Origin of the sequence: Lujinxingia vulgaris, assembly GCF_007997005.1 — a bacterium.
In the GTDB taxonomy this organism is placed as follows: domain Bacteria; phylum Myxococcota_A; class Bradymonadia; order Bradymonadales; family Bradymonadaceae; genus Lujinxingia.
Genome location: NZ_VOSL01000002.1, coordinates 21377 through 39972 on the forward strand (window position 1 = coordinate 21377; position 18596 = coordinate 39972).

16 protein-coding genes are annotated in these 18596 nt (G+C 65.1%); 4 read left to right on the forward strand and 12 right to left on the reverse strand.

All coding sequences use genetic code 11. The features are described from left to right. Nucleotides 1-547 precede the first annotated feature (547 nt). On the forward strand, nt 548-1606 hold the full coding sequence (locus FRC96_RS00205) for a hypothetical protein (RefSeq protein ID WP_146972032.1): 1059 nt from the start codon (nt 548-550) through the stop codon (nt 1604-1606). 264 nt (nt 1607-1870) lie between these two features. Here the strand turns inward: FRC96_RS00205 and FRC96_RS00210 are convergent, their stop codons facing one another. From FRC96_RS00210 to FRC96_RS00230, 5 genes are all read right to left on the reverse strand, one after another. Further along, the gene (locus FRC96_RS00210; protein ID WP_146972033.1) at nt 1871-2332 is read right to left on the reverse strand and encodes a hypothetical protein; all 462 of its coding nucleotides are present in this window, start codon (nt 2330-2332) and stop codon (nt 1871-1873) included. A 58-nt stretch (nt 2333-2390) separates the two neighbouring features. Further along, a complete protein-coding gene (locus FRC96_RS00215; protein ID WP_146972034.1) occupies nt 2391-2858 on the reverse strand; it encodes a hypothetical protein in 468 nt (155 codons plus the stop codon). Between the two features lie 192 nt (nt 2859-3050). Continuing rightward, nucleotides 3051-3473 (reverse strand): DUF6691 family protein, encoded by a 423-nt coding sequence (locus tag FRC96_RS00220; protein WP_146972035.1) that lies wholly within the window; start codon nt 3471-3473, stop codon nt 3051-3053. Continuing rightward, nucleotides 3470-3916: a YeeE/YedE family protein gene (locus FRC96_RS00225; protein WP_146972036.1), complete on the reverse strand. Its 447-nt coding sequence runs from the start codon at nt 3914-3916 to the stop codon at nt 3470-3472. Before FRC96_RS00225 ends, FRC96_RS00220 begins: the two co-directional genes overlap by 4 nt. A 3-nt stretch (nt 3917-3919) precedes the next feature. Continuing rightward, on the reverse strand, nt 3920-4831 hold the full coding sequence (locus FRC96_RS00230) for an MBL fold metallo-hydrolase (RefSeq protein WP_146972037.1): 912 nt from the start codon (nt 4829-4831) through the stop codon (nt 3920-3922). Nucleotides 4832-5089: 258 nt separating this feature from the next. Here FRC96_RS00230 and FRC96_RS00235 point away from each other — a divergent pair, with 258 nt between their 5' ends. After that, nucleotides 5090-6064, forward strand: coding sequence for a sigma-54 interaction domain-containing protein (locus FRC96_RS00235; RefSeq protein WP_146972038.1), 975 nt, complete (start codon nt 5090-5092; stop codon nt 6062-6064). Between the two features lie 16 nt (nt 6065-6080). Here FRC96_RS00235 and FRC96_RS00240 read toward each other — a convergent pair whose 3' ends face one another. The 3 genes from FRC96_RS00240 to FRC96_RS00250 form a co-directional block, all read right to left on the reverse strand. Beyond that, the gene (locus FRC96_RS00240) at nt 6081-6320 is read right to left on the reverse strand and encodes a hypothetical protein (protein ID WP_146972039.1); all 240 of its coding nucleotides are present in this window, start codon (nt 6318-6320) and stop codon (nt 6081-6083) included. A 23-nt stretch (nt 6321-6343) separates the two neighbouring features. Further along, entirely contained in the window at nt 6344-6571 is a 228-nt protein-coding gene (locus FRC96_RS00245) for a hypothetical protein (protein WP_146972040.1), read from the reverse strand. 572 nt (nt 6572-7143) lie between these two features. After that, a complete protein-coding gene (locus FRC96_RS00250; RefSeq protein WP_146972041.1) occupies nt 7144-8697 on the reverse strand; it encodes a hypothetical protein in 1554 nt (517 codons plus the stop codon). A 167-nt stretch (nt 8698-8864) separates the two neighbouring features. On the opposite strand from FRC96_RS00250, the gene FRC96_RS00255 reads away from it, so the two are divergent. Further along, entirely contained in the window at nt 8865-9800 is a 936-nt protein-coding gene (locus tag FRC96_RS00255) for a LysR family transcriptional regulator (RefSeq protein WP_146972042.1), read from the forward strand. 625 nt (nt 9801-10425) lie between these two features. On the opposite strand, the gene FRC96_RS00260 is transcribed toward FRC96_RS00255, so the two are convergent. Next, on the reverse strand, nt 10426-11547 hold the full coding sequence (locus tag FRC96_RS00260) for an RCC1 domain-containing protein (protein WP_230469680.1): 1122 nt from the start codon (nt 11545-11547) through the stop codon (nt 10426-10428). Nucleotides 11548-11925: 378 nt separating this feature from the next. Between FRC96_RS00260 and FRC96_RS00265 the strand changes: the two genes are divergently transcribed. Further along, a complete protein-coding gene (locus FRC96_RS00265; protein WP_146972044.1) occupies nt 11926-12360 on the forward strand; it encodes a hypothetical protein in 435 nt (144 codons plus the stop codon). A gap of 442 nt (nt 12361-12802) precedes the next feature. Here FRC96_RS00265 and FRC96_RS21600 read toward each other — a convergent pair whose 3' ends face one another. From FRC96_RS21600 to trhA, 3 genes are all read right to left on the reverse strand, one after another. Continuing rightward, the gene (locus tag FRC96_RS21600; RefSeq protein ID WP_230469681.1) at nt 12803-14755 is read right to left on the reverse strand and encodes a DUF7305 domain-containing protein; all 1953 of its coding nucleotides are present in this window, start codon (nt 14753-14755) and stop codon (nt 12803-12805) included. Nucleotides 14756-15481: 726 nt separating this feature from the next. After that, complete coding sequence (locus FRC96_RS00275) at nt 15482-17500, reverse strand: pre-peptidase C-terminal domain-containing protein (protein ID WP_146972045.1); 2019 nt, start codon at nt 17498-17500, stop codon at nt 15482-15484. Between the two features lie 354 nt (nt 17501-17854). Continuing rightward, complete coding sequence (gene trhA / locus FRC96_RS00280) at nt 17855-18508, reverse strand: PAQR family membrane homeostasis protein TrhA (RefSeq protein ID WP_146972046.1); 654 nt, start codon at nt 18506-18508, stop codon at nt 17855-17857. Nucleotides 18509-18596: the final 88 nt, after the last annotated feature.

Here is an 18596-nt window from a genome sequence, read left to right on the forward strand (position 1 = left end):
CAGGGTCGTGTTTGGAGGTGACCGTGGGTCATGTTTGGGGGTGACCCAGGGTCGTTGAAGGAGATGACCGAGGGTTGCGTGAGATCGAGGATTTATGCGGTTGGGAGGTGACCGAGGGTCGTGATTGGAGGTGACCGAGGGTCGAGGTGTGAGGTGACCGTGGGTCATGTTTGGGGGTGACCCAGGGTCGTTGAACGAGATGACCGAGGGTTGCGTGAGATCGAGGATTTATGCGGTTGGGAGGTGACCGAGGGTCGTGTTTGGGGATGACCGAGGGTCGTTGTTGGAGATGACCGAGGGTCATGTTTGGGGGTGACCCAGGGTCGTTGAAAAAATCACCCCGGGTCGGGTGCAGCGCGAGCGTAAGAGGGAAGGAATGGGACGTCGGTGTCATGTTGGGTCTTGGGGCGCTAAACGGTTGAGGTCGTGTGGTTTTTGGGGGGATTCGCGGTGTCTGGGGCGTGCTTGACATTTTCCCGGCGCGTAGCAAGCTGGGCGCCGACGTGGGGGGGCGACCAACTTTTGAAGAAAACGCGCGGAGTAGAGGATGCGAGAGAAGATGTGGTGGATGGCCGCGGTGTTGAGCGGCGCGGTGATGGTGGCCGGCTGTGGTGATGGCGAGGTGGGCCAGGACGACGTGAGCGGGGAGGATGTGGGCGATGTTGCCGACGTGGGCGGGGACGCCGGCGATGGGGGCGTTGAGGATGCGGGCGAAGATACCGATCCGACCGAGGATGCCGACGAGGACGCCGACCCGGATGCGGACGTCGAAGACGACGCCGGGACCGATGCCGATGTGGAAGACGACGCCGGCGATGTGGTGGTGCCCGATGATTGCCCGTCGGGGCAGCGGGCCAACAAGACCAGTGGGGCGTGCGAGGTGGTGCCGACGCTCCTGGTCTACACCCAGGATCTGCAGTCCTATGTGGATGGGGCGCTGGCCTCGGAGATGCGCGGGATGATGGTGTGCGCCAGCGCCAGTGAGAATAACGGAAGTCTGCCGCGCGAGACGCTGGCCCAGGGAGAGCGCTGCCGGGTGTATGGCGAAGGGCTCTCGGAGCCGCCGGAGATCACGGCCTATGACGCCGGTCCGATTACGGTGTTTGGGCTCAATGAAGTCAGCACGGCGCCCTTTTCTCCCAGCGAGTACGGCTCCTGCTACTCGCCGCCCCAGGGCTTGAACCCGCAATTTGTGTTTGAGCGGGAGGCGGAGCTGCGGGTGGTCTCAGCGGGGACCGAGGGGGAGGTTGAGGCGGAGTTTCCGGCCTTTGACCGCACTATCCAGACGATCGCACCTGCCGACTTTACCCACGACCCCATCGCTCCGGGTGAGGAGATGGTGCTGAGCTGGACGCCCAACCCGGACGCCTCGGAGGTGCGCCTGGATGTGGACGCGCGTGGTGCGGATGGCTCGCATGTGACGATCGTGTGTGAGGTCGCCGACAACGGGCGCTACGTGATCCCGGCCGAGCTTACCGAGTACCTTCCCGAGGAGCGCACCAGTCAGTTCGTGTACCTGGAGCAGAGCCACACCGAGCGCATTGAGCCGGAAGATTCCAACGTGCTGATCATGCTCTCGACGGGCGCGGCGGTGCGTAAACGCTGAGCTCAGATCATCGCCGGGGGGAAATGACCGTGGGTCGCGTCATCGCCAGTAAATATGCGGGTGAGAGGTGACCGTGGGTTGTTTGTCGAGATGACCCAGGGTCGTCTGATCCCCGGTATCTATGCGGGTGAGAGGCGACCGTGGGTCGTTCGATCCGATGACCCAGGGTCGTTCGATCCGATGACCCAGGGTCGTTTGTCGAGATGACCCAGGGTCGTTGGTCGAGATGACCCAGGGTCGTTGAGATGCCGGTCGATGGGGTTGTTAAAAGTACTGCTCGCCATGGCAGACGGTGGGTTCCTGCTCGCCGTCGACCTGCAAGGTGAAGCTCTCCTCGCCATGGACCACCGTGTATTCACCGGGCTCGAGGGCGGGGATGGCGCAGGTGGCCTGGAGCTGGCCGCAGTCTTCGGTGCAGGCGCGCATCGTCACGCTGTAGTCGAGGTAGGAGGCGCTGGAGGTGAGGGTGATGGTGGTGCCCTCGACGTTTGCCTGGCAGCTGGCCTGGGGCTCTTTGGAGCAGCTTGAGGAGAGGCAGACCGGCAGGGTGACGCTGAGGGAGGGGATCTCGCGCTCGCTGTAGTCCTGCGGGTCGTCGGCCAGGTGCAGGCAGACGGTGCCTTCGTTTTCAAAGGAGACGCGTTCGGGTTCGTCGTCGGCCTGGCTGCAGGCGGCGATGAGGGGAATGGCGAGCAGGCTCAGGGCGATGCGGCGAGCGTAGAGCATGGGGGGATCCTTCAGAAATGTGTGCGGGGAGGCTCAGAAGATTGAGGTTGCGTCGGGCTCAGGACGCATCGGCTTGCAGACAACCCTCGGGCTGGGAGGGGACCTCGAAGGTGTAGGTGGTCTGACCGTGGGTCAGGGTGTACTGGCCTTCGGGCAGGGCGGGGATCTCGCACTCGGCGTGCAGCAGGCCGCAGTCGGCGGTGCAGGTGCCATCGACAACGCTGGTGTCCAGGTAGGAGCCCTGGGAGGTGAGGGTGATGGTGTTGGTGGCCGCGTCGAGCTCGACCTCGCAGGTGGCCTGAGCGTCTGAGGAACAGCTCGATGAGAGGCAGACAGGAAGCTCGACGATCACCTCGATGGGAGCCTCGGCCTCAATGGCGCTCTGGTCATCGAAGCTGAAGCGGTTGAGGCAGACATCGCCCTCGTTCTCGAAGGTTTTTAAGGTGGGTTCAGCGTCTTCGGCGCAGCCTGCGAAGATCGTGATGGCGAGGGCGATGGGAAGCCAGCAGTTGGGATGGCTGATCATGGTGTGCTCCGAGATGGCGTCGTCAAAACATTGATTTGCAGAGCCAGTGAGGAGGGGCCACCGGCGTATGCCGTGATTAACTAGCAAAGGCTATGCCAGATGGTGGAGGTGAAAAGAAAAGCCCGGGACCTGTGGGGAGGTCGCGGGCTTTATCGTGTTCATGCGCTCGCCCTATGGGGCGAAGCGAGAGCATCAGGCCGTTTTGGGTTGCAGGAAGCGGTCGGCGATGAGGATGCCGATGAGCATGGCCGGCACGAAGATAAACGCCGAAGTTAGACCGGCGGCAGCCCCGGTGAGCGCCGGGCCGGGGCAGAAGCCGCCAAGGCCCCAGCCGATGCCGAAGAGGGCGCCACCTATGATGAGGCGTTTGTCGAGATCGCGACGTTCGGGCAGGTAGAAGCGCGGGCTGAAGAAGGGGCGGTCGCGTTTGCTGATGATGGGAAAGGTGATGGCGTAGACCAGCACCGCTCCGCCCATGACGAATGCGAGCGAAGGATCCCATTCGCCGAAAAGATCGAGAAAGGCGATGACCTTTTCGGGGCGGGTCATCTCGGCGACGCCCAGGCCGATGGCGAAGATAAAGCCCGAGAGGGCGATAACGAGGTGACGAATCATCCGAAGACTCCCAGTCCGAGGGTGCGGGTGATGAAGACGGTCAAAAAGCCGGCGGCCATAAAGGAGAGGGTGGCCACGAGCGAGCGGGCCGAGAAGCGGGAGAGGCCGCAGACGCCGTGGCCGCTGGTGCAGCCGTTACCGACGCGGGTGCCCACGCCGACGAGCAGTCCGGCGGCGACGAGCCATCCGGCGCTTAAGTCAACCTCGGTGGTGACAAACTGAGGGAAGAAGAGCGCCAGGAGGATGCCGCCAGCGACCATGCCGCCGACAAAGAGGGCCTGCCAGGGAAGCGGCCCCAGGCGCTCGGAGTCTTTGCTGAAGAGCCCGGAGAGGATGCCGCTGATGCCGGCGATGCGCCCCTCGGTGGCCAGAAGAAGGGTGGCGGCCAGGCCGATGAGCACACCGCCGAGGGCGGCGGTGATGGGGGTGAACATCGTTTCCATGAATCAGACCTCCTCGAGGGTCAGGTCGGCGTCCGGCGTGGAGGCCGGGCGGAAGGCGTTGACGGGGATGCGCAGGTAGCGCTTCTCGTTGTCTTCGGGTTGGGGCAGGGAGCCGGCGTCGATGTTGACCTGCAGGCTCTGCAAGAGGAGCTTCGGCGCCGAGAGGGTCTTATCGCGGGAGTCGCGCATGGTGATGAAGTCGGCCTGGGAGCGCCCTTCGGGGAGTTGCACGTTGTGGGCCTTTTGCTCGGCGATGGTGCTCATGAACTGCACCTCGCGGCCGCCGGGCTGGTAGTCGTGGCCGACGAAGACGCGCGTCTCATCGGGGAGTTTGTAGAGCTTTTCGGTGATGGAGTGGTGCAGGGCCTGGCTGGAGCCGCCGGGGAAGTCGCAGCGGCCGGTGCCGAAGTCGGGCATGAAGATGGTGTCGCCGGTGAAGATGGCGTCGCCGATGTGGTAGGTGGAGCAGGCCGGGGTGTGCCCGGGGGTGTAGATGGTCTCGACCTTCAGCGAGCCGGCCTCAAGCACCTCGCCCTCTTCAAGCAGCACATCGAACTGGCGCCCGTCGGTGGGGAAGTCGTCGGGGAGGTTGTAGACCTTTTTGAAGATCTGTTGAACCTCGGTGATGCGGGCGCCGATGGCCAGGCGAGCTTTGGGGAAGTGCACTTTGACGTGCTGGGCGCCGGAGAGGTGGTCGGCGTGGGCGTGGGTCTCCAGGATATAATGGAGGGTGAGCTTGTGCTCTTTGAGGAAGTTGACGGCGCGGTCGGCCGACTCGGTCCACATCGCCGAGGCGTGGGGTTCGTAGTCGAGGACCGGATCGATGAGCACGGCGTCGCGGGTCTGGGGATCGTAGACGACGTAGGTCAGGGTGTTGGTACGCGCGTCGTAGAAAGGCTGGGTTTTGATAGTCATGCGAAACCTCCGAGTTGGGTGTTTTCGCCGTCGAGGCGTTGTCGAACTCTACCATTTGCCAGATGCGTGCCAATATGCGCGAAAAACACGTATGTGCTTATTCTATGCGGTGATTCGGGGATCCGCCTGAGAAAATGAAGGTGTGGGAGGGGATTTTTGTTCCACTATTGTTTCGAAATCGTTTAAATGTTGAAACGAAACGTGGTGCAACGGATGCAACACGCGTGAAACCTGGTAGGAGAGGCTGGAGAGGAGAGGATGATCAAGAGGCCGCAGCGACGGGGGAGAAACTTTTTCGGGATGATCAGCGGAGCGCCTCAGATGGAGGAGCTCTTCGGGTTGTTGGAGCGGGTGGCGCGGGCCGATGTGAGCGTGCTGGTGCGCGGGGAGACGGGCACGGGTAAGGAGCTTGTGGCCCGGGCGATTCACGAGCTCTCCCCGCGACAGGGCAAGGCGTTTCGGGCGGTGAACTGCGCGAGCTTTAACTCGGAGCTTTTGGCCAGCGAGCTCTTCGGGCATGTGCGGGGGGCGTTTACCGGGGCGGTTAAAGATCGGCGAGGGCTCTTTGCGCTGGCCGACGGGGGGAGCGTGTTTCTCGATGAGATCGCCGAGATTCCGCTGGAGGTGCAGGCCCGGCTATTAAGGGTGCTCCAGGAGCAGCGCTTTGTGCCGGTAGGAGGGACTGATGCGGTGAAGGTGGATGTGCGGCTGATCTCGGCGACGAATAAGGCGCTGCGTCGGGAGGTGGAGCAGGGGCGCTTTCGCGAAGATCTGATGTACCGGGTGCGCGTGGTGCCGATCTTTTTGCCGCCGCTGGTGGAGCGAGCGGGCGATATTGAGCTTCTGGTGTGGCATTTTATCGAGGAGTTCAACGCGCGGGATGGGATGCCCCGGCGCATTGAGGGGTTGAGCGAGGAGGCGTTTGAGGCGCTGCAGAGTTACCGCTGGCCGGGCAATGTGCGGGAGCTGCGCAATGTGATCGAGTACGCCTTTGTGGTGGGGGAGGGAGAGGTGTTGGCGTACGGGGATCTTCCGCCGGAGCTGCGCGGGGAGGGCCCGGTGGACAGTCGGGAGCTGGAGCGCGGTGGAGGGGAGAGCGGGCGCAGTGAGCGCCAGGAGATCGTGGCGGCGCTGCGTGCGGCCGGAGGCAGCCGGGAGGAGGCGGCGAGAGCGCTGGGGATCAGCCGCACCACGTTATGGCGGCGGATGAAGGAGTACGGGATCGAGGATTGAACGCGGCGCAGCGAGCTCAGAGCTCGTCGGACTCCTCGTATTCGACCGGGGGCGGGGAGTCGTCGGGGGTGTTCTCCTCGTAGGGCTGGCCCCAGGGGTCGTAGAAGCGCCGGCGTTTTTTGGTGGGCTCTTCGGCGCTTTGCTCGGATTGGGCGCCGGCGGGTGAGGCGGTGGCGCATGCGCCCAGGGTGGGGCTCAAGAGCAGCATCGCCAGGGGAAGGAGGATGGCGAGGGAGGGTGCTGGCGAGCGGTACATCGGCAGGCCTGGTGGGGAGGGGGTCAGGGGCCCTCAAGGGGCTCGACTTCCATGGGGTGGTCGGGGTCGGGTTCGTGTTCGGCGGGGTCTTCGTCGACGCCGGGTTCGGGGACGCCCTCCCCGGGGTCGGTGTAGGGAGGGGGAGGTGCGGGCTCCTCGTCCGCGCCGGAGGTGGAGGTGGAGGCGCAGACAAGAAACACGCTGGCGAGGAAGATATTTCGCATATTTCGAAAGGGGTGAAGAGGGTGCATGGGCGCGCTCCGCAGTAGGGGGGAGAGGGTGAGCGCGTTGAACGTGGGGACGAGTCATGGCGAGGGCAAGTGCGGGAGATGAAGGGAGCTTCCGGGGGATGCAGCGGGGTAGGGGGATGACCGGGGGTTGGGGAAGGCGCTGTGTTTATGCGGGTGAGAGGTGACCGTGGGTCGTGGGAGGCGGGGCAGTTGTGATGGGGAGTGAGGGTGACCGTGGGTCGAGGTTTTTTTGACCGTGGGTCGTTTCGGGTGGCGTATTTATGCGGGTGAGAGGTGACCCAGGGTCGAGTTTTTGAATGACCGTGGGTCATGAATCCGGGTGACCGAGGGTCGTCTCGGGTGGCGTATTTATGCGGGTGAGAGGTGACCCAGGGTCGAGTTTTTGAATGACCGTGGGTCGTGAATCCGGGTGACTGTGGGTCGTCTCGGGTGGCGTATTTATGCGGGTGAGAGGTGACCCAGGGTCGAGTTTTTGAATGACCGTGGGTCATGAATCCGGGTGATCGAGGGTCGTCTCGGGTGGCGTATTTATGCGGGTGAGAGGTGACCCAGGGTCATGGGAGGAGGGGGCGTTATGGGGTCTGGATGGGTTGGGTGAATTCCTGCGGTGGTGAGGTGTGGCCGAGCCAGTAGTGATGTTCGGTATCGCCGAGGGTGAAGCGTCCGGTGGGGAGGGCTTCGGTGGTGTCGTCGAGGCGGTAGGAGGCGTCGGCGGGGTGGGGTTGATCGAGCTGAGAATCGACATGGTGTTCGGTGAGGCGATTGTTTTCCCAATGCCAGCTGGCGCGCTGGAGGGTGGTGCCATCGGCCGAGGTCAGGGTGCGGGCGGCGAGTCGGCCGTCAGCGTGGTAGTCGAAGTTTAGCGTGCGGGTGGGGAGGGTGCGGGCGTCGGCGGTGAGGGTGCGATCCAGGTGGTCGGAGAGGATGCGGCCGTCTTGATGTTCGCGTCGGCGTTCGGCGCGCTCGATGCGTTGGCCCTCGTTAAAGCGCAGAAGCTCTTCGCGGACCATGTGGCCGGAGGCGTCAAAATGGCGGGAGGTCTGCCAGTGGTCGCCGGGTTCTATGGCGGCAGGCCAGGCGTAGCCTGCGCCGTCGTGGCCGACCCAGTGGTCGAGGCCAAAGCGCAGAAAGAGGCCGTAGCCCTGGTAGGCGGTGGAGACGTGGAAGAGCTCCAGGGTTTGTGCGGGCCCGAGCAGGGTGTAGACCTCGTCGGCTTCGGGGTAACCGTAGGTCAGCGAGGTGGGGAGTGGCGCGCAGGGCTCGTCGGACGATTGCCGGGGGGACCAGGCGCCGTTGTTGGAGGGCGTGCCGATGAAGTGGGGCCAGTCGGGGTGGTGGGCGTAGGCGTCGAGAGCGGCCGGTGCCGGTGAGGTGACGTCGGCGTCGACGTGCATCGATTGAAGGTGTCCTTCGGGGGAGAAGGTCCAGCGGATGTGAACCAGGGGCTCGTTGTTGCGCTCGCGGATCAGCTCGGTGGGGCGGCCGTTGAGGTAGGTCCAGGAGGCGACTTCGTCGGCGTTGTCGGCGTTGTCGGGGAAGGTGCGGGCGGCGCGGGTGAGGCGTCCCTGCTCGTCGTAGTCGAAGAGGGTGCGGGTGAGCGCGTTGTCGTTGAGGTGTTCGATGCGGATGAGGCGATCGTCCTCGTAGGTGTGGGTGAGCTCGGTGATCTGAGGGGGGCCAACGAAGCGCGTAAGGACCTGGGACTCGTGGATGAGGCGCTCCCGGTCGTCGAAGGTCCAGGTTCGCGCCACGGTGACTTCGTCGTCGGCGAGGGCGTCTTGAAATTCGATGTGGACGATGCGGCTGCCCTGCGGGTCGGCGAAGTGCCAGGTGGTGGTGCCGAAGATGTTGACGAGCGTCAGGGAGTGCTCATCGCAGGTCACCGCCGGGAAGAAGTCTCCCGGGAGCGCGGGCATCTGACAGTCGGGCAGGCTGCCGGTGAACTCGGGCGGCGGCTGCAGGCTGCTCGTTTCAGGTTGAGGGAGGCAGGTCGGTGCGGCGGGCGTGGCGGGCTCGTCGAGGCTCCAGTCGGTGTCGGGGGATGGGGGCAAGGGGGCGGGGCCGCAGGCGGCGAGGCCTGCGAGGAGGGTGAGGGCGGCGATGTGTGCGGCTGGCGAGGGGTTCATGGCGGGATCTCCAGGCGGGCGACGTCTCCGGGGGAGCGCGCGGGTTGGTTGCGTCTGAAGATGAGTGTGCGGAAGAGATGGTCTGAATAAAATTTGAATGTTTTTGATGTGTTGTTCAGGATTGGTTTATGATTTGTCGTCGCTGGATTTGAGAGGGAGGTGAACGCGTGGTCGAGGGAGCTGGAGGTGTGTGGGCGGGGGTGAGTCTGGAGGCGATCTGGAACTGGTTGCCGGCGTTTCGGGCGGTGGCCGAGGCGGAGCATCTGCCGACGGCGGCGGCGCGTCTGCATGTGAGCGCGCCGGCGCTCTCGCGGACGGTGCGGCTGTTGGAGGAGCACCTGGAGGTGGAACTGTTCAACCGGGTGGGGCGGAGGCTGGTGCTCAATACGGCTGGCGAGCAGCTGTTGGCGGCGGTGCAGGAGGCGATGGGGGGGCTGAGCCGGGTGGTGGAGGAGGTGCAGGTTGAGGGAGTCGGCGGGAGGTTGAGGGTGGGCTCGTTGGGGGTGTTGACCAACTCTTTTGTGTTGCCGGCGGCGCTGGCGTTGAGCGCGCGGTATCCGCAGCTCTTGCCGATGCTGGAGAATCACCGGCCGCGGGAGGCCAATGAGAAGCTCTGGCGCGGGGAGCTGGATGTGGCGTTTTATTACGAGGGGTTGAGCGCGCCGGGGGTGGAGGTCCGGGAGTTGGGTCGGATTGGGGCGTCGGTGTATTGCGGTCAGGGGCATCCGCTTTTTGAGCGGGCGGAGGAGGTGGGGGAGGAGGAGCTGTTGAGGTGGCCCTTCTCGGTGCCGCAGGTGGGCGATAGCGGTCAGGTGATGGACGGTTGGCCGGTGGATGTGGCGCGGCGAGTGGGGATGCAGATCACGTTGTTGACGACGAACGTGGAGGTGTGTCGGAGCGGGAGGTTCGTGACGGTGTTGCCGGACGTGGCGGCTCGCCACTGGGTGGATCGGGGGGAGTTACGACGGGTGGGGTTTGAGGGGTTGGAGGGAATTCGGATTTTTGGGGCGGTGCGCGAGCAGGAGGTCGGGCGTAGTGGGGCGCGGGAGATGTTGGAGGAGGTGGGGCGGAGGGTGCGCGAGGATCTTTTGCTCAGGGCGTGATGGTGCGGTTGGGGGGGAGGGTTGTGTTTGGGTGTGACCGAGGGTCGCGCTATTGCGAGCCAATATGGGGTCGAAAGATGACCGAGGGTCGTGTTCGGGTGTGACCGAGGGTTGTGTGATCGCGAGCCCATATGGGGTCGGAAGATGACCGAGGGTTGTGTTTGGGTGTGACCGAGGGTTGTGTATTTGGGGTGACCCGGGGTCGCGTAAAAGCGAGTGCGTATGCGGTTGTGAGACGACCGAGGGACGTGTTGGAGGGAGGTCAAAACATGACCGAGGGTCGTGTTTTGGGATGACCCAGGGTCGCTTAAGAGCGAGTGCGTATGCGGTTGTGAGACGACCGAGGGTCGTGTTGGAGGGAGGTCAAAACATGACCGAGGGTCGTGTAGGGAGGCGACCGAGGGTCGTGAATTCAAGCGTTTAAAGAATGACTGGGTGGTGTGTATTGGGGTGACCCAGGGTCGTGTGATCGCGAGCCATTATAAAATCAAAAGATGACCGAGGATCGTGGTGGTACCGGGGGATGCAGCGGGGTAGGGGGATGACCGTGGGTTGGCGGATGTGCCCTGTTTATGCGGGTGTGACGTGACCCACGGTCGGTTGCGAGGGGGGATAAATAAAACGATTAGTCGGTGGCGTTCTCGAGTTTGCGGCAGGCGATCTGATGGTCGCCCTCGATGCCGCAGATGCCGCCCATGGCTCCGTGCATCGCGCGGGTTCGGGAGAGGAGGGGGGTGGCGTTGAAGCGGGTGGCGAGTTCGGCGGGGGCGTCGGGCGGGCCGCCGGCGCAGAAGACGGTGGCGTCGATGTTGCGGAAGCAGACGGCTGCGCCGGAGGTGGCGAGCTCGGCCAGGGCGATGGCACCGGGGATGGGGGTGGGCTCGGCGCGGGGGAGGCGGTCGCCCAGGCCAAGCTGACCGAAGGTGTTGTCGCCCCAGCAGGTCAGGGTGCGTTCGGGGCCGGTGACCGTGCAGCTGTGGTAGCCGGCCGCGGCGATGGCGTGCGCAGGCTCGGAGAGTTGCAGTTTACGCGGGGCGGGGGCGATGTCGCCTTCAGTGGTGGTGCCCAGGGCGCCGTGTCGGTTATGGCCCCAGCAGAAGACCTCGCCGGTCTCGGTGAGCGCGCAGGTGTGCTCCAGGCCGGCGGTCAGAGCGATGACCTTCTCGTCGAGTTGAACGCGCTGCGGGGTGGGATCCGGCGGGGAGGCCGCGCCCCGGCCGAGTTGCCCGCGGCGGTTTTCGCCCCAGCAGAAGACCTGAGCGTCGGTGGTCAGGGCGCAGGCGTGGTAGGCGCCCAGGGTGGCGGAGGTGACCGGGGGAAGCTCGGCGATGCGCACGGGCATGGGGCTATTGTCGGCTTCGGTGGCCGGGCCGAGCAGGCCGCTTTCGTTTCCGCCCCAGCACCAGAGGGCAGCCTCGGTGTCCCAGGCGCAGCTGTTGTGAAGGGGGGAGATGGCGAGGCCGGCGGCGTCTTGGAGGCCCTCGACCGGTTGGAGTTCGGCGCGGGTTGTATAGGTGTTGTCACCGAGTTGTCCGGCGGCGTTGGCGCCGGCGCACCAGACCTGGCCGTCGGAGGCCAGCGCGCAGGCGTGTTCGGCGGACATCAGGAAGAGGGAGGTGGCGGGGCGCGGGGGCTCCTCGGCGGTGGTGATGGTGTTGCGCTCGCAGGCGGTGAGCAGGGCGATGCTGGCGAGCAGGGCCGGCAAGGTCAGGAGAGGGGCGCGTGGGCGGGACGTGGGAGGGGCCATGGTTAGCATCGCGGTCGGTGGGCAGAGGTTGTGCGCGTGGGGGCGGAGCGCCAATGTACCATGCTGGCGGAGGAGGTCGAGGGAGCGAGGGGGGCGGGAGAGGAGGGGGCGTTGAGGATGGCGTCGGGGGGCGCTTCGATGCGCGGGGGATGCGAAAGGTTGTGTGTTTATGCGGGTGCTCGGCGACCCAGGGTCATTGCGCTCTGTGACGCCCGGAGCGAAACGACCGGGACGTATCGCACAGGCAGGAGGGCGCGGCGCCTGGTCGGAGTTGACGACCTGAGGGGAGTTGGCTAACGCTAAGGTATCGAAACACAACGTGGTCAACCTTGTCAGCCGCCTCGGGTGCGGTTGGCGCGACTTTCAGTGGGGAAAGGTATGCGTATGGAAGGTTTGCAGAGTCGGCTTCTCGTGATGGTGATGATGGGGACGTTGATGCTTGCTGCCGGGTGTGGCGAGGTGGCTGAGGATGAGCCCAACACCGATCATTTTGTAGGGACCTACCAGGGGACGGCGACGCTGAGTGGCTCGGGCTCCCCGACGTTCACGGCCGATATCGTCGTGACGGCGGGGACGACGGCTGACTTGCTGGTGACGGTCTCGGATATGCGAAATCTGCGGGCGACGATTCAGGGCGATACGTCGTTTTCGATCGACTCGCAGAGCGTGAGCCTGACCGATGAGAACGGCAACGCGTTTTCGGTGACGGCCCAGGGGAACGGCACGGTAGTGGGAGATATCTTTACGTTGAACGCGACGCTCTCATCGCCCAACGGGACGTTGACGTTGAGTGCGAATGGCAACCGCCTCTGAGACGCATTCAGGAGGTATAGAAGGTGGTTTGAAGTGGAACCCACGTCCGGATTCGGGCGTGGGTTTTTTGTTGTCGGGGTGTTGGGGCGGGGGATGCGTGAGGGGGCAGATGAGCGACCGTGGGTCGCGAGATGTTGTGTGTTTATGCGGTTGAGGTGTGATCCCGGGTCGTTTGGAGATGAACGAAATCCAGGGGGAGAGGACGACCCAGGGACGCGTGTATGGACGACCCAGGGACGCGTGTTCGGATGACCCAGGGACGCGTGTTCGGATGACCCAGGGTCGCAGGAGGTTGAGTATTCATGCGGCTGAGGTGCGATTTGGGGTTGTGTCGCGGGGGGCCGCAAGTCCGGGCCAGCATGGGGCAAAACGCCGCGAGCCGCGCTCCTGGGAGAGCGCGGCTCGCGGCGTTGGTACGACGTGGATGGGAAGGCGTCGGGGGTTAGCCGACGATGCAGATGCCGCTGTCGCCGGAGCGGGCGCACATGCCACTGCAGCAGTCGCTGTTGTAGACGCAGGACTGGGTGGCGGTGCGACAGGCGGCCGTGCCGCAGAAGCCTTCCTCGCAGCTCAGCGGGGCGCAGCAGTCGCTGCTTGAGGAGCAGGCCTCATCGAGGCTGGAGCAGACCGGCTCCGGATCGGGGTCCGGGTCGGTGTCCCCGGCGTCAGGATCGGGATCGGTGCCGCCGTCTTCGGGATCGGGGTCGGTGTCCCCGGCGTCGGGGTTGGGGTCGGCGGGGTCGGGATCCGGGTCGGGGTCTTCGACGGGGATCTCGCAGACCTCGCCGGAGCGCTGCACCTGGCGATCGTAATGGACGGAGACCGGGGCGGTGATCTGAACCTCGTTGGCGAAGATGCCCCCGAAGATCTCGACGTTGTCGACGATCTGGACGCGGCCGGGGTAGACGTAGATGAAGCCGCCGACGAGCACGTCGCTGGTGATCTGGAGGCGCTCCCCGCTGATGTAGAAGCGGGTGTTGGCCGGGTAGTTCGGCGAGCCCAGCTCCATGCCGGAGGCGTTGATGGCGCCGTCGATGAAGACGTCGAGTTCGGCGTCGGGGTCGGCTTTGATGACGAGGCGGCCGGCGTTGATGTCGCCGCCGATAAAGATCGCCGAGCGGCCGGTGGAATGGATGACGACTTCTCCGCCGGTGTTGATGCCGTCGAGGTAGTACTGGCCGCAGGGGAGCTCGAGGCGGCGCACCGAGCCGTCCATCATGGCGTCGGGCTCAAGGCCGATGACGTCGTTGTCGTTGAAGGTGGCGCGGCGGGCGACGAGGGATTCGACGGGGACGCGCTCGTCTTCTTCGCAGCCGCAGGGGGAGGGCACGGAGACCGGGGCGCGGACGAGCTCTCCGTAGGAGACCCCGCCGCCGATGGTGCCGGAGTCGGGGATGGTCAGGCGTTTGTCGATTGCGAAGGAGCCCGAGATGTTCTGGGCGATGTAGGCGTTCTCGGCGACGGTGGTGGTGTTGGAGGAGTTGGCTGAGACGCCGCCGACGTGGAGCTCACCGCGGATGTCATTCTGGGCGGCGTTCCAACCCAGGGAGCCGTTGGGGCCGACCCAGACCGAGCCGCCGATGTCGACGGTGCTGTTGGTGTTGAGCTCGCTGTTGGCGCCGACGCTGCCGCCGAGGGAGCCGGGGAGGTAGGGGCCTTCGCGGCTGTCGAAGGCGTCGGTGGCGAGGCCTGCGGTGAACCGGGCGTCGCTGCAGATGCACATGGCCCAGCGGAAGGTCTCTTCGGCGACATCGCCGGAGCAGAGGTCGTCGTTGACCTCATCAAAACGGACCGGGGGGCCGCCGCCGGCGCAGAATGCGGGCTCGTCGAAGGCGAGTGCGGGGACGCAGGCGCTCTCGACGCAGCCTTCGCCTTCGCCGCAGGTGATGCCGCAGCCACCGCAGTTGGTGTTGTCGGTTCGGAAGTCGACGCACTCGCGATCGCAGACGTTTTCGCCGGGGCGACATTCTTCGAGGCAGAAGCCGCCGGAGCAGGCTTCATTTTCGCCGCAGGTGATGCCGCATCCGCCGCAGTTGTCCGGGTCGGTCTTGGGGCTGGTGCAGACGTCGTCGCAGATGAGCTGGTATTCGCCGGCACAGGCGAAGCGGTCGGGATCGTCGACGGGCTCAGTCGGCGTGGTGGGGCCGGAGTCCGTGTCGGGGTCGCCGGAGTCATCGGGCGTGGTGTCTGGATCGCCGGAGGCATCAAGCGTGGCGTCGGCGTCGCCGGAGGCATCAGGCGTGGCGTCGGGGTCACCGGAGTCACCCGGGTCGCCGGAGTCGGCGCTGGTGCCGGTGCCGGTGTCGCTGTCGGTCACATCATCTGAGCATCCCAGAGGGGTGAGGGTGAGTGAGAGCACAGCGCATAAGGTGAGGAGAGCGCGTGAATTCAACATACATTGCTCCTGCCCGTTCAACGATCAGGTTGGGGGATCGGCGAGTTGTGAGACGAAAAGTCTGAGATCGATGGTGGAGGATGTTGTAGGAGATCTCAAGAGGCGAGGGCGTAAGATGATGTAACGGCGCATGGCTGAAGGGATCATGGGGCGTCGGCTACGACGTGACCGAGGGTTGGGTTGGAAGACGACCAAGGGTCGCGTTGCGAGCCGACCGAGGGTCGCGGGATGTTGGGTGATTAAGCGGGTGAGGGACGACCCAGGGTTGCGTTGCGAGCCGACCGAGGGTCGCGTGGGGAGACGACCGAGGGTCGCGTTGCGAGCCGACCGAGGGTCGCGGGATGTTGAGTGATTATGCGGGTGAGGGACGACCGAGGGTTGCGTTGCGAGCCGACCGAGGGTCGCGTGGGGAGATGACCGAGGGTCGCGTTGCGAGCCGACCGAGGGTCGCGGGATGTTAGGTGATTATGCGGGTGAGGGACGACCCAGGGTTGCGTAGGGAGCCGACCGAGGGTTGCGTGGGGAGATGACCGAGGGTCGCGTTGCGAGCCGACCGAGGGTTGGGTTGCGAGCCGACCGTGGGTTGCGGGATGTTGAGTAATTATGCGGTTGCGAGCCGACCGAGGGTCGTTTTGAGACGGGGGAAGTGCGAATGGGAAGGCAAGAAATGACGAGAGCCACGTCGCCGGGGACGTGGCTCTCGGTGTGTGAGGTGCTGAGGTGTGGTTATTCGTAGGTCACACGAAGGGTGAGGTCGCTAAAGCCCTCGTAGGCGTTAATCAGGATGTGCCACTCGCCGCTTTGCGGGTTTTCGAGTGTGACCGACTCGTTGCTGCCGTAGAGGAAGGGGCGGTGGTCGAAGGTGGAGGTGGTGGGGGCCTGGCCGAGGCGCAGGTAGAGGTCGGCGTCGCCGTTTTCGCCGATGGTCTCAAAGGTGGCCGACTGCAGTCCCTGGGGGAGCTCAATGGTGTATCGGAGCTGTTGGCCGGAGCCGGCGGAGAGGTCGGTGAGCTCGGCGACGGTGGGCTCGGGCGAGGGGCCGGGGGTTTGCGAGGGAGCCTCGGTGAGATCGGCGCTCAAGGTGAGGCCCTGGTAGGGCTGGTAGGCGTCGAGCATCACATGCCAGCGGCCCGCCTGGGGGTTGTCGATGGTGCAGACCTCGTTGTTACCGGACTCGTAGGGGCGGCAGTCGTAGGTCGACTCGGTGGGGCGGCTGCCGAAGCGCAGGTAGAGATCCGCGTCACCGGAGCCGGAGGCCGACTCGATGCGGAGGTTTTCGGTGCCCTCGGGGACGTCGATGTAGAAGAAGCGCTGGGAACCGGCGGCACCGCTTAAGTTGGTGCGGGGCTGTCCGTCGATCAGGGCGTCGGAGGGTTGGGGTTGGGTCGGGGCGTTGACGGTGACGGAGGCCGAGGCGGAGTCGGTGTCGCCGTCGGCGTCGGTTACGGTGAGGGTGACGGTGTATTGGCCCGCGGTGGCGTAGGTGTGGGTGGGGGAGGGCTGGCTGGAAGACTGCCCGTCGCCGAAGTTCCACAGCCAGGAGGTGATGTTGGAGTCGCCCGCTGCGCTCTGGTCGGAGAAGGTGACGGTGAGCTCGTTGACGCTGCCGGTGAAGTCGGCCTCGGGGGGGAGCGCCGGGGTGTTGCCGGCGGTGGTGAAGAGCTCGTCGCGGAAGTTGATGAGCGAGCAGCGCATGCGGTTGACCTGTTCTTCGGAGAAGCCGGTCATGCACCCGTCGGGGGTATAGTTCATGAAGTTGCGGATGGGGTTGTTGCCGCCGCCGCAGCTGCTGGGGCGAGCCTGGCATTCGTAGTCGGGGCCGCGGTGGGCGACGGTGTCAGCGATGAGGTCGCCGGTGGAGTAGGGGCTGGAGGCGCTTCCGCAGCCGTCCTGAAAGGTGTGGAAGAGGCCCAGGTAGTGGCCGACCTCGTGGGTGGCGGTGCGGCCCTGGTTGAACATGCCAGCCTGGGGGGCGTTTCGGCCCACGACGTTCCAGGCGAGTACGACGCCGTCTTCGCCGTCGCCGGCGGAGGTCTGGGGGAAGGTGGCGTAGCCGAGCGCGCCGCTGGCGTCGTTGGTGTAGATGTTGAGGTAGCGCTCGGGGTCCCAGGCCAGGGCGGCCTTCATGGGGGTGACGCCGTAGCCCGGGTCGACAAACCAGGAGTTGTTGGTGTGGTAGTTGATGCCGTTGGTGGCGCTACCGTCGGGGGCCTGGCTGGCGAGCACAAACTGGATGCGGGCGTCGACGCCGTTTCGACCCGGGGTGGCGGGCAGGGCGCGGAAGTCTTCGTTGAGGACGTCGATCTGGCTGCGGATCAGGGACTCGGAGATGTAGCCCGTGCCGTCTGTGCGCTGGATGACGTGGAAGACCACGGGGATCTCCAGGATCTCGTCGGGAGCGTAGAGAGGGTTGATGGAGGTGTAGTTATACCCGCAGGAGGCGGCCGAGCGGTTGCTCAGGGGAAGTTGTGCGGCGCTGATATCGTGGGAGGTGGCGCAGCGGCGACCGCTGTTGCGAAACTCATCGGATTGGTGGAAGTCGGCCACGGAGCGATAGCGGGTATCGCCCAGGATGACGTACCCCTCTTTGGTGAGTTCGGGAGCGGCCGGTACGAGGTCGTCGCTTTCGTCTTCGGCGACGGGCTCCGCGTAGGGGGAGATGTAGGGGTCGGTGCCGCAGGCGGCGAGGCCGAGGGTGGCGAGGGTCAGAGTAATGGCGAGGGGTGTCCGCGGAGCCAACATCATGCGTATCCTCATCGGGAGAGCGGGGGAATCAGCAACATAGGGGGAGCGCGATCACCGGGGTCGCGCTCGGACGAGCAGTTGTGCGGGCCGACAGAAGGGTAGGAGCCGGAGGGGGGATCGTCAAATTCGGGGTGATGAAGTTGTGTTACGTGACGGTGAAAAGGGCGGGGGTGTCGTGACGTTGAGACGACCGAGGGTCGTGATTGGAGGTGACCGAGGGTTGTGTGAGGTGCAGCAACTGTGCGGTCTTTCGGTGACCGAGGGTCGTGTGATCTGACGACCGAGGGTTGTGTGAGGTGCAGCAACTGTGCGGTCTTTCGGTGACCGAGGGTCATGTGTGGAAGTGACCGTAGGTCAGGTCGCGACGATGGTGACCATGGCGAAGTGCATGGCGGCGGCGATGACGACCAGGGTGTGGAAGACCTCGTGGTAGCCGAAGGTGGAGGGGGCGGGGTTGGGGCGTTTGAGGGCGTAGGCCAGGGCGCCGAGGGTGAAGACCACGCCACCACCGAGCATCAGGACGACGGTGAAGAGGCCGTAGTCGGCGTAGATGCGGGGGACGGCCGGGACGCTGGTCCAGCCCAGCAGGACGCAGATCAGGGCGGTGATGAACTTGGGGGCGCGTGGCCACAGAAACTCTTTGACGGTGCCCAGGGCGGCGCCGGACCAGACGAGGATGAGCAGGGCTTTGCCGCCGGCAGCGTTCATGGCGAGGAGGCAGATGGGCGTGAAGGTGCCTGCGATGAGGATGAAGATGGCCGCGTGATCGAGCTTGCGCATGCGGGCGCGCTCCTTCGGGGGCCAGTTGATGATGTGGTAGGTGGCGCTGGTGGCCAGGAGGTTGACCAGGCTGGCGGCGTAGATGGCCGTGGCCAGTCGGGCTTCGGGACTTGAGGCGAAGATGACGAGCATGATGCCCGCGCCCAGGGCGGCGAAGGCCGAGGCGTAGTGGATGTGGCCGCGGAGGCTGGGTTTTTCGGGGGCGTCGATGGAGGGGGCTGGACTCATGGCGTGTCCGGTGGTGAGATGGGAGCAAAGGATGTGGCGTTCACGACCTCTTGAACTCTGGCTTGAAGTTGACGGGTTCGCAAGAGGG

Coding starts and splice junctions, on each gene's coding strand:
- FRC96_RS00260 (WP_230469680.1), bottom strand. CDS start 11,547: ATGGCCCCTCCCACGTCCCGCCCACGCGCCCCTCTCCTGACCTTGCCG.
- FRC96_RS00245 (WP_146972040.1), bottom strand. CDS start 6,571: ATGCACCCTCTTCACCCCTTTCGAAATATGCGAAATATCTTCCTCGCC.
- FRC96_RS00275 (WP_146972045.1), bottom strand. CDS start 17,500: ATGATGTTGGCTCCGCGGACACCCCTCGCCATTACTCTGACCCTCGCC.
- FRC96_RS21600 (WP_230469681.1), bottom strand. CDS start 14,755: ATGTTGAATTCACGCGCTCTCCTCACCTTATGCGCTGTGCTCTCACTC.
- FRC96_RS00215 (WP_146972034.1), bottom strand. CDS start 2,858: ATGATCAGCCATCCCAACTGCTGGCTTCCCATCGCCCTCGCCATCACG.
- FRC96_RS00210 (WP_146972033.1), bottom strand. CDS start 2,332: ATGCTCTACGCTCGCCGCATCGCCCTGAGCCTGCTCGCCATTCCCCTC.
- FRC96_RS00230 (WP_146972037.1), bottom strand. CDS start 4,831: ATGACTATCAAAACCCAGCCTTTCTACGACGCGCGTACCAACACCCTG.
- FRC96_RS00250 (WP_146972041.1), bottom strand. CDS start 8,697: ATGAACCCCTCGCCAGCCGCACACATCGCCGCCCTCACCCTCCTCGCA.
- trhA (WP_146972046.1), bottom strand. CDS start 18,508: ATGAGTCCAGCCCCCTCCATCGACGCCCCCGAAAAACCCAGCCTCCGC.
- FRC96_RS00225 (WP_146972036.1), bottom strand. CDS start 3,916: ATGGAAACGATGTTCACCCCCATCACCGCCGCCCTCGGCGGTGTGCTC.
- FRC96_RS00235 (WP_146972038.1), top strand. CDS start 5,090: ATGATCAAGAGGCCGCAGCGACGGGGGAGAAACTTTTTCGGGATGATC.
- FRC96_RS00265 (WP_146972044.1), top strand. CDS start 11,926: ATGCGTATGGAAGGTTTGCAGAGTCGGCTTCTCGTGATGGTGATGATG.
- FRC96_RS00205 (WP_146972032.1), top strand. CDS start 548: ATGCGAGAGAAGATGTGGTGGATGGCCGCGGTGTTGAGCGGCGCGGTG.
- FRC96_RS00220 (WP_146972035.1), bottom strand. CDS start 3,473: ATGATTCGTCACCTCGTTATCGCCCTCTCGGGCTTTATCTTCGCCATC.
- FRC96_RS00240 (WP_146972039.1), bottom strand. CDS start 6,320: ATGTACCGCTCGCCAGCACCCTCCCTCGCCATCCTCCTTCCCCTGGCG.